The 7775-nt window shown below is 70.7% G+C and carries 12 protein-coding genes; 8 read left to right on the plus strand and 4 right to left on the minus strand.

Annotated features, from left to right (window positions below; all coding sequences use genetic code 11):
* Window positions 1-305: 305 nt before the first annotated feature.
* Window positions 306-626, minus strand: coding sequence for a hypothetical protein (locus JZZ72_RS27200; RefSeq protein ID WP_054916095.1), 321 nt, complete (start codon window positions 624-626; stop codon window positions 306-308).
* 138 nt (window positions 627-764) lie between these two features.
* Between JZZ72_RS27200 and JZZ72_RS27205 the strand changes: the two genes are divergently transcribed.
* Genes JZZ72_RS27205 through JZZ72_RS27215 form a run of 3 tightly spaced genes read left to right on the plus strand, consistent with a single transcriptional unit; the run spans window position 765 to window position 2896 of the window.
* Window positions 765-1394 (plus strand): STN domain-containing protein, encoded by a 630-nt coding sequence (locus tag JZZ72_RS27205; RefSeq protein ID WP_235384135.1) that lies wholly within the window; start codon window positions 765-767, stop codon window positions 1392-1394.
* Between the two features lie 20 nt (window positions 1395-1414).
* A complete protein-coding gene (locus tag JZZ72_RS27210) occupies window positions 1415-1945 on the plus strand; it encodes a sigma-70 family RNA polymerase sigma factor (protein ID WP_043860351.1) in 531 nt (176 codons plus the stop codon).
* 39 nt (window positions 1946-1984) lie between these two features.
* Window positions 1985-2896 (plus strand): FecR family protein, encoded by a 912-nt coding sequence (locus tag JZZ72_RS27215; RefSeq protein WP_196932333.1) that lies wholly within the window; start codon window positions 1985-1987, stop codon window positions 2894-2896.
* Here the strand turns inward: JZZ72_RS27215 and JZZ72_RS27220 are convergent.
* Together JZZ72_RS27220 and gspH are read right to left on the minus strand one after the other, a co-directional pair.
* Complete coding sequence (locus tag JZZ72_RS27220; RefSeq protein ID WP_058541168.1) at window positions 2889-3500, minus strand: prepilin-type N-terminal cleavage/methylation domain-containing protein; 612 nt, start codon at window positions 3498-3500, stop codon at window positions 2889-2891. The genes JZZ72_RS27215 and JZZ72_RS27220 overlap by 8 nt on opposite strands.
* Window positions 3497-3940, minus strand: coding sequence for a type II secretion system minor pseudopilin GspH (gene gspH / locus JZZ72_RS27225; protein WP_058541167.1), 444 nt, complete (start codon window positions 3938-3940; stop codon window positions 3497-3499). Before gspH ends, JZZ72_RS27220 begins: the two co-directional genes overlap by 4 nt.
* 118 nt (window positions 3941-4058) lie before the next feature.
* Here gspH and JZZ72_RS27230 point away from each other — a divergent pair, with 118 nt between their 5' ends.
* Window positions 4059-4490 carry a type II secretion system protein N gene (locus JZZ72_RS27230; RefSeq protein WP_058541166.1) on the plus strand — a complete coding sequence of 144 codons (432 nt, stop codon included), beginning with the start codon at window positions 4059-4061 and terminating at the stop codon, window positions 4488-4490.
* Here JZZ72_RS27230 and gspI read toward each other — a convergent pair.
* On the minus strand, window positions 4477-4860 hold the full coding sequence (gene gspI, locus JZZ72_RS27235; RefSeq protein ID WP_058541165.1) for a type II secretion system minor pseudopilin GspI: 384 nt from the start codon (window positions 4858-4860) through the stop codon (window positions 4477-4479). The two genes, JZZ72_RS27230 and gspI, sit on opposite strands and share 14 nt — an antisense overlap.
* 139 nt (window positions 4861-4999) lie before the next feature.
* Here gspI and gspG point away from each other — a divergent pair, with 139 nt between their 5' ends.
* The 4 genes from gspG to gspM all read left to right on the plus strand — a co-directional run.
* Complete coding sequence (gene gspG, locus JZZ72_RS27240) at window positions 5000-5443, plus strand: type II secretion system major pseudopilin GspG (protein WP_058541164.1); 444 nt, start codon at window positions 5000-5002, stop codon at window positions 5441-5443.
* A gap of 8 nt (window positions 5444-5451) precedes the next feature.
* On the plus strand, window positions 5452-6411 hold the full coding sequence (gspK, locus tag JZZ72_RS27245) for a type II secretion system minor pseudopilin GspK (protein WP_058541163.1): 960 nt from the start codon (window positions 5452-5454) through the stop codon (window positions 6409-6411).
* A complete protein-coding gene (gene gspL / locus JZZ72_RS27250; protein WP_058541162.1) occupies window positions 6408-7355 on the plus strand; it encodes a type II secretion system protein GspL in 948 nt (315 codons plus the stop codon). Before gspK ends, gspL begins: the two co-directional genes overlap by 4 nt.
* Window positions 7345-7775 (plus strand): type II secretion system protein GspM (gene gspM / locus JZZ72_RS27255; RefSeq protein WP_210015465.1); only part of this gene is annotated, 431 nt, incomplete at its 3' end. The genes gspL and gspM, both read left to right, overlap by 11 nt.

Here is a 7775-nt window from a genome sequence, read left to right on the forward strand (position 1 = left end):
GGCCGACTAGAGCCAACCGATGCCCTTGCAGCGCTCTCAGGATCGAGCGCCGCGCTTGCGGCGCTCGATCCTGAGAGCGCTGCAAGGGCATCGGTTGGCTCTAGTCGGCCACCGCAATTCCTGGCTGGTTTTCTCGCTCACCCCTTCAATCATCAGCCTTGAAATTCATTCGGGCTGGAAGGTGCCTGTCTTGAATCCACCGGTGCTCCCAAAACCGAGCGCCGCCCGCGCGGCGCTTCGCCGGCAACGCCGGCTCCTACATTGGTTGCAACGAACCATGGCCTGCAGGAATGCAACTGCGCCGATCACGGCCCCGGCCGCTGCGGCCGCACCGACACCCCGAACGCATTGCCCATGCGCTGCCCCGTGGCCGACTGGTTGAACAACCCCAGCTGGTTCGGCGCGCGCCGGCTCACATCCACCTCCATCGCCTTGCGGTTGGCCTGCGCCGCGCGCTGCCCGTTGCCGTTCTGCAACTGGCGCGTCAGGCAGTCGTACGCCAGCGCCCGCGCCTGGCCCACCTGCACGTCGATGCAACCCTCGTCCTGACCCGCCTGCACCACGCCACTCGACAGGCCACTCAGCAGACCGGCAACCAGCCACAACCCCGCGATTCGACAGCCCATGTCCATGCCCTCCCTGAAGCGGTTTCCCCCAGTCTAGCCCCAGGCGACTTCCCACATCGTTAAGGTTTTTTGCCTACCGCTGTCACATCAGATTCATACACAGGCCCCACGATGGCGACTTTCGGGGGAGACACCGGTTTGCGCCACTGCCTTGCCAGAATCGCCGTGCTGCTGTTGGCCGTGCTGGCGATGCCGGTGCACGGCGCAGGCCCGATCCGTTTCGACATACCGGCCCAGCCACTGGACGAGGCGCTGCACGCCTTCGGCCAGCAGAGCGGCATGGCGGTGCTGGTGGACCGGGAGCTGACCGCACGCCAGCGCTCGATGCCGCTGAACGGCGCGTTCAGCGCCCGCGACGGCCTGCGCAGGCTGCTCGAAGGCACCGGGCTGATGGCCCGCTACAGCGGCGCCGAGGCCTTCACCGTGCAGCGCGTGGCACTGCCGGCAGCCGCGCCTAACCCGCGTGCCACAGGCGGGGCCGGCGCGGCCGGCAATTATGCGCGCACGCTGCAACGCGCCGTGGAACAGGCGCTGTGTGCCAGCGCGCTGGCACGCCCAGGCCATTACCGGGCCGCCGTGCAGGTATGGATCGACGCCCGCGGGGTGCTGGCCCAGAGCCGCCTGCTGGCCTCCACCGGCGATCACCGGCGTGACAGCGCGCTGGTCGAAAGCCTGCGCGCCCTGCGCCTGGAGCGGCCACCGCCCTCGGCGCTGGCGCAACCGGTGACGCTGCTGCTGTTGCCCGATACACGCATGGACTGCCCTTAATCGCATGGAGGCTAGGCAGTATGAATACACCTCTGGTCACGTTGTTCCTGACCTCTTACGACGAGTTCAAGGTGCGCCTCAAACGCCGCCTGGGTTCGGACGACCTGGCCTGCGACGTGCTCCAGGAAACCTACCTGCGGGTCGACCGCATGCAGGCCACCCACGCGCTGCACAAGCCCAACGCCTACCTGTACCGCATGGCCCTGAACATCGCCGCCGACCGGCGCCAGGCCGACGCCCGGCTGCTCACCGGCGCAGAGGTCGAAGACCTGCTGCAGGTGGCCGAAGACCAGGACCCGGCGCGCATTGTCGGCGGCCAGCAGGAAATCCAGTGCCTGCTCGGCGCACTCTACGAACTGCCGGCACGGCGCCGGCGCATCTTCATTGCCGCGCGCCTGGAGGAAGCCTCGCACCTGGAAATCGCCCAGCGCTTCGGCATCTCCACGCGCATGGTCGAGAAGGAGCTCAAGGCCGCACTGGGTTACTGCGCCACGCGGCTGGAAAGAAAAGTGTTCCAGCGGTTCGGTCCCGGTGCGGGAAAACCGTCTTGAACAATACACAGCGCCATTTTGATGCAGGCCCCTCAGACCATGACACCCCAGACTTCGGCTGAACCCAGCCTGCACAGCCAGGCCCAGGACTGGTTGCTGCTGCTTACCTCCGGGCGCGCCACCGTCGCCGACGCACGCGCCCTGCGCCAGTGGTGCGCACAGAGCCCGGCGCACGCCCAGGCCTTCGAGCAGGCCCGTCAGCTGTGGCAGCAGCTGGAGCCGGCGGCGCGCCAGGCCGAGCGCGTGGTGCCCCTGCGCACCCTGGGGCGCCGTGCGTTCCTGGGCGGCGCGCTGGCGGCCTCGGCAGCCTTCGTGCTGCTGCGCAGCAACCTGGTGGACGGGCTCGGCACGCCAGCGGCAGACTTTCACACCGGCGTTGGCGAGCAGCGTCGCATCGACCTGACCCAGGGCATCGCGCTGGAGCTCAACACCCAGACCCGCATCAACCGCAGCGGCGAAGCGATCGCCCTGCTCGAAGGCGAGGTCGAGGTGCTGGCCCAGGCCCCGGTGCAGGTGCAGGCCGGGCAGGCCTGGGTGTCGGCCCAGGCCGGACGCTTCAATGTGCGCCACACCGATTCGGCCGTGTGCGTCACCTGCCTGCAGGGCCAGGTGCAGATTCTCTGGCAGGGCCGCAGCTTGCCCGTGCCCGCCGGCCAGCAGCTGCGTTACGACGCCCGCAGCGCCGGCAGCGCGCAGCCGTTCGATGCCGAACAGGTAATGGCCTGGCGCGAGCAGCGGCTGGTGTTCCATGACGCGCCGCTGAGTCAGGTGATCGACGAAATCAACCGCTACCGCCCCGGCATGCTGGTGCTGCTCAACCCCAGCCTGGGGCGACGCAAGGTGCAGGCGCGCTTCAGCCTGGCGCAGCTGCCAGGAGTGGCGCAGCTGATCCGCGATGCCTACGGCGCACGCTGCACCGAACTGCCCGGTGGCGTGGTGCTGCTCAGTTGAGCGGCCCCAGTACCTGGCGGTAACGCTGCGGGCCCTGGGCGCTCTGGCGCAGCAGTTCGATCTCGAGCCCCGGCGGATTGTCCCGGGCCTCGCCGGTCAGGTGCCGCCAGCCCTTGCCCGGCTCCCACACCCGCAGGTTGAATTCAGCCACATCCTCCAGTACCGCCACCCGGCCGGCAGGCGCCGGTAGCGGGAAGCGGTCGCGTGCCGGCGCCGCGGCGCGATACAGCGTGCCACCCTGCAACCACCAGCGCACGCGCATCAGGCCCTCGTCGGCGGCGCTGCTGCGAATCAGCTCCAGGCGCGCCGGGCGCCCGTCGCTGGCCTGCACCCGCACCGCAGGCAGCGGTTTTTCGCTGGGCGGGTCCATGCCCGCCAGCACCGGCTCGACCAGTTCGCTGCTGGCACGCAAGGCCAGGTCGCGCTCCAGCTGGTTGAACACCCGCAGCAGGGCGCGGGCCTGTTCGGTGCTGTCCTTGACGTGGCGGTCGGCGCGGCTGACGCTGTCCAGCCCGCGCCAGGCCACCAGGCTGACGATGGCCATCAACAGGATCGCCACCATCACCTCGATCAGGGTGAACCCGCCTTGCGGGTGGCGCCTCATGGCTGGTGCACCTCGACACGGCCGGCGGCATCGCGGCGCACTTCGATCTGCTGCTGGCCGCTGACCAGGCGCAGGGTCAGCGGCTCGCCGATCCATTCCGGGTCGATGCGCACGGCCCGCTGCGGGGTGCGCTGCACCGTCACCGGCGCGGCCTGCCAGGGGCGCGGGCGCAGCAGCGGGTCGCTGTCCAGCGCCGCGCCGGCCCGCACAAAACGGTAGCCGTCGCGGTCGGCCTGCCAGAGCAGGGCGCGGCCATCGGCCTGCACCTCGCTCTGGGCCACCAGCAGCAATTGCGCCAGGCGCTCGGCGTCTTCGCGCAGCGCCTTGGCCGGGTCGGGGCGGATGTTCAGGCTGATGGCGGCGCTGGCGATGCCGACGATCACCAGCACCACCATCAGTTCGATCAGGGTAAAGCCCTGTTGTGGATGGCTGCGTTGCATGGGGCGATGCCTCCTTGGCTGGTGACAGCGTGCACGGCGAAGATGATCGTCGTGTGAAACAAAAGCGTGAGAATCGGCGCGTATGCTTGGGCCAGGAACCACACGGAGACCGTTCCCCATGGCACTAGCATTCAAACCCGTGGCTGCCCCGCAACTGGTCCAGGGCGCGGCGCTGCTCGCGGCGCTGGCCGGGCTCGCGACCTGGGGCACGTTGCTCTGGGCGCCCCCCCCCCAACCGGTGCCGGCTGCCATGGAGCAGACCCTATCGGCACCCCCGGCCGCCGCCGGGCAGTGGTTCGCCAACCTGCCGGCGCAGGTCGACATCAGCCTCAGCGGGCTGCTGGCCGGCAGTGCCGGTGCGGTGGCCATCGTCTCGCTCAACGGCGGCGCGCCACAGGCCGTGCGGGTGGGCGAGCAACTGGCGCAGGGGGTGCAACTGGTGGCCATAGAAGCCGATGCGCTGGTGATCGAGCGCGCCGGGGAGCGCAGCCGCATCGGCATCGCGCGACTGCCCGAAGGCCCTGCGCTGCCGCGCCTCATTCGGCCCTAGGCGCCTGGCCCAGCCAGCTCTCCAGGCGCGCCAGCGGCGGGCCTTCACGGTCACGCTCGAACACCTCCAGGCGCACCTGCAGCAGCCCACCGGGGCGGCTGTCGACCTGCTGCTCGCAGCGCAGGCGCAGGCGCCCCTGGTCGCACTCCAAGCGGCGCAGGCCCGGGGTTGCCTGGCCTTCCAGGCGCAGTTCGGCAAGGCGCGCCTGGGCCGAGAGCAGGGCCAGCGACTTGTCGCGCAGCAGGCCATTGCCCTGGGTCATCAGCCCGGCCGCGCGCACTGCAGCGGCCATCGCCACGGCCACGATGGCCAGCGCCACCAGCACTTCGATCAGGGTAAAACCGGCCTGTTGCGGGCGGCGTCTGCGCATGGGCATCTCGGTGTGGGCAAAGCTGCATCCTAGGGGGTCTGTCTGACCGATTGGCGACCGGAACTCCCGAGGATTTTCAATACCACTGACATATGCCCTTGCCACAATCGGCCCCCGAATCCCGCCAAGGAATGCCGAGATGTCGCTTACCTGCCCACGCCGTTCTGCCCCCCGTCGCCAACGCGGCTTCACCCTGATCGAGATCATGGTGGTGGTGGTCATCCTCGGGATCCTGGCAGCGATGGTGGTGCCCAAGGTGCTCGACCGCCCCGACCAGGCGCGTGCCACCGCCGCCCGCCAGGACATCGCCGGGCTGATGCAGGCGCTCAAGCTCTACCGCCTGGACAACGGCAGCTACCCCAGCGCCGCCCAGGGCCTCAAGGTACTGGTGGAAAAACCCGCCTCGGCCAAGCCCGGCACCTGGCGCGCCTACCTGGAGCGCCTGCCCAACGACCCCTGGGGCCGCCCCTACCACTATCTCAACCCCGGTGCCAACGGCGAGATCGACGTGTTCTCGCTGGGCGCCGATGGCGAGCCTGACGGCGAGGGCGTGAACGCCGATATCGGCTCCTGGCAGCTGTAGGCGCCGTGATGAGACCGTCCGCGCAGCAACGCGGAATGGCGATCATCAGTGCCTTGCTGATTGCCGCCGTGGTGGCGGTGATCGCAGCGGGCATGATCAGCCGCCAGAGCGTATTCACCCGTGAGCTGGAAAGCCTGCAGCAGCGTGCCCAGGGGCAGGGCGTGCTGCAGGCGGGTCTGGCCTGGAGCCGTGAGGTACTGGCCGAGCAGCGCCGCGTCGACCCGCTGGTACGCCTCGACCAGGGCTGGGCGCGCCCCATCGCCGGCCTGCCGGTGGGTGAGCGTGGCGCGGTGTTCCAGGGCCAGTTGGAGGATGAGCAGGGCAAGTTCAACCTGCGCAACCTGGTGGTCGAAGAGCAACCCGACGCGCAGGCCCTGGCCACCTTCGAGCGCCTGTGTGCACTGATCGGCCTGGCCGCGCCGGTGGCGCAGGCGATCGCGGCGCGGGTGGTCGACGGCTACCCGCGCCGGCAGGCGCCCGTGGCCGAGGCGGTGCACGGCTTCGACAGTGGTCGCGCAACCTCGCCGGGTGCCGCTTCGCGCCCGGTGCCGGCACGCCGGCCGATGCTGCGCAGCCTCGACCAGCTGGCCGTGCCGGGGCTGGATGCCGAAGGGCTGGCGCGCCTGCGCCGAGTGGCCACAGTGCTGCCGGCCAACACCTGGATCAATGGCAACACCGCATCCGCCGAGGTACTGGCGGCGCAGGTGCCGGGCTTGAGCGTAGACAAGGCGCGCCAGCTGATCGCCGAGCGCGACGGCGGGCGCTGGTTCGTCAACCGCGGGGATTTCGTCAACCGCCTGCAGATGCCCCACGTGGTGCTCGAAAGCGTGCCGGTGGGCATTACCAGCGACTGGTTCCGCCTGCGCGGCGTGGCCCGCAGCGGCTCGCGCGAGGTGCGCCTGGAGGCGCTGCTGCTGCGCGGGCAGGCGCCCCTGGCACAGGTTGTCTGGGCACGGGTGGGCGCATGAAGGCACAACTGCACATGGCATTGCCGCGGCTGACGGCGCTTGAGGGCGGGGCGCGGGTCGGCTATCGGCAACTGGACCGCCAGGGCCGGACCGAGGCCGAGGGCGAGGCGGCGCAGGCGCAGCTCAAGAGCCTGGCGCGGGGCCGCGAGGTACTGGCGTGGCTGCACCCGGACGACAGCCTGTGCACCGAGCTGGTACTGCCGCCGTTGCCGGCGGCGCGCCTGGGGGCGGCGGTGCAGTGCGCGGCGCAGGGCCTGATACTGGGCGATGTGCGCGCCGTGCATATCGCCCACGGGCCCCGGGCAGCGGACGGGAAGGTGGCGGTGGCATGGCTGGGGCAGGCGGCATTGCAGGGCCTGGCGCAGTGGCTGTCGAATGCCGGCCTCAAACCCCGGGGCCTGTACCCGACCCCGGCAAGGGCCGGCGCATGCCCGGTGGCGAGCCTGCACAGCGGCCTGCGCGCCCCTGCCGCCGAACAGCACGGCTGGCCACGGGCACTCGCCCTGTGCGCCAGCGCCGCCATGATCTGGACCCTGGGCCTGAACCTCTACGCCGCGCGGCTGGCCGACACCGGCCAGCAACTGCGCCAGCACATGCACCAGCAGGTACGCGCTGCCTACCCGCAGTTGCAGGTGATCCTCAACCCGCTGCAACAGGTACGCCAGCAGCTCGCCGCCGGCGACAACGGCGCGGTCGCACCCTTCAACCACCTGCTGCAGGCCGCCGGCAGCGCCATGCCGTTTCTGGCCGGCGCAGTCGAGCAACTGACCTACCACGACGGCGTGCTCGACCTGCAGCCACTGCCCGGCGCCGCACGGCCCCCGGCTGACAATGCCTGGCAAACACGGCTGGCGGCACAGGGCATCGAGGCCAGCAGCAGCGACCACGGCTGGACCCTGCGCCCGGCGACCGCCACGGGCGAGGAGGTGGCCAATGTTGAATAAGGCACGGCACCCCCTGCGCCGCCTGCGCCCCTGGTGGCACGGCCTGAGTGCGCGCGAGCGCCGCGCCGTGGCCCTGACCGCACTGCTGCTGGGCACCACGCTGTGGTGGCTGGTGCTGGTGCAGCCGGCACTGGCGCGCATCGCCCACTGGGAGGCCGAAACGCCCAGGCTGCGCAGCCAGGCGCAGACCCTCGACGGCCTGCTCGCCCACGCCCCCTCACTGCCGGGCGCCGCGCAACAGGCGCCGGCCCTGCGCCAGAGCCTGGAGCACGCCGGGCTGGGCGGCCATTACCAGCTTCAGGCGGTGCAGGGCGGCTGGCAGCTCGATCTTGCCCAGGCCCCCGCCGAGGCCGCCACCGCCTGGCTGCTGCAGGCCCCCGCACAACTGGGCCTGACGGTGGTGCACAGCCGCCTGCAACG

Source organism: Pseudomonas palmensis (genome assembly GCF_017848315.1).
Taxonomy (GTDB): Bacteria; Pseudomonadota; Gammaproteobacteria; order Pseudomonadales; family Pseudomonadaceae; genus Aquipseudomonas; species Aquipseudomonas palmensis.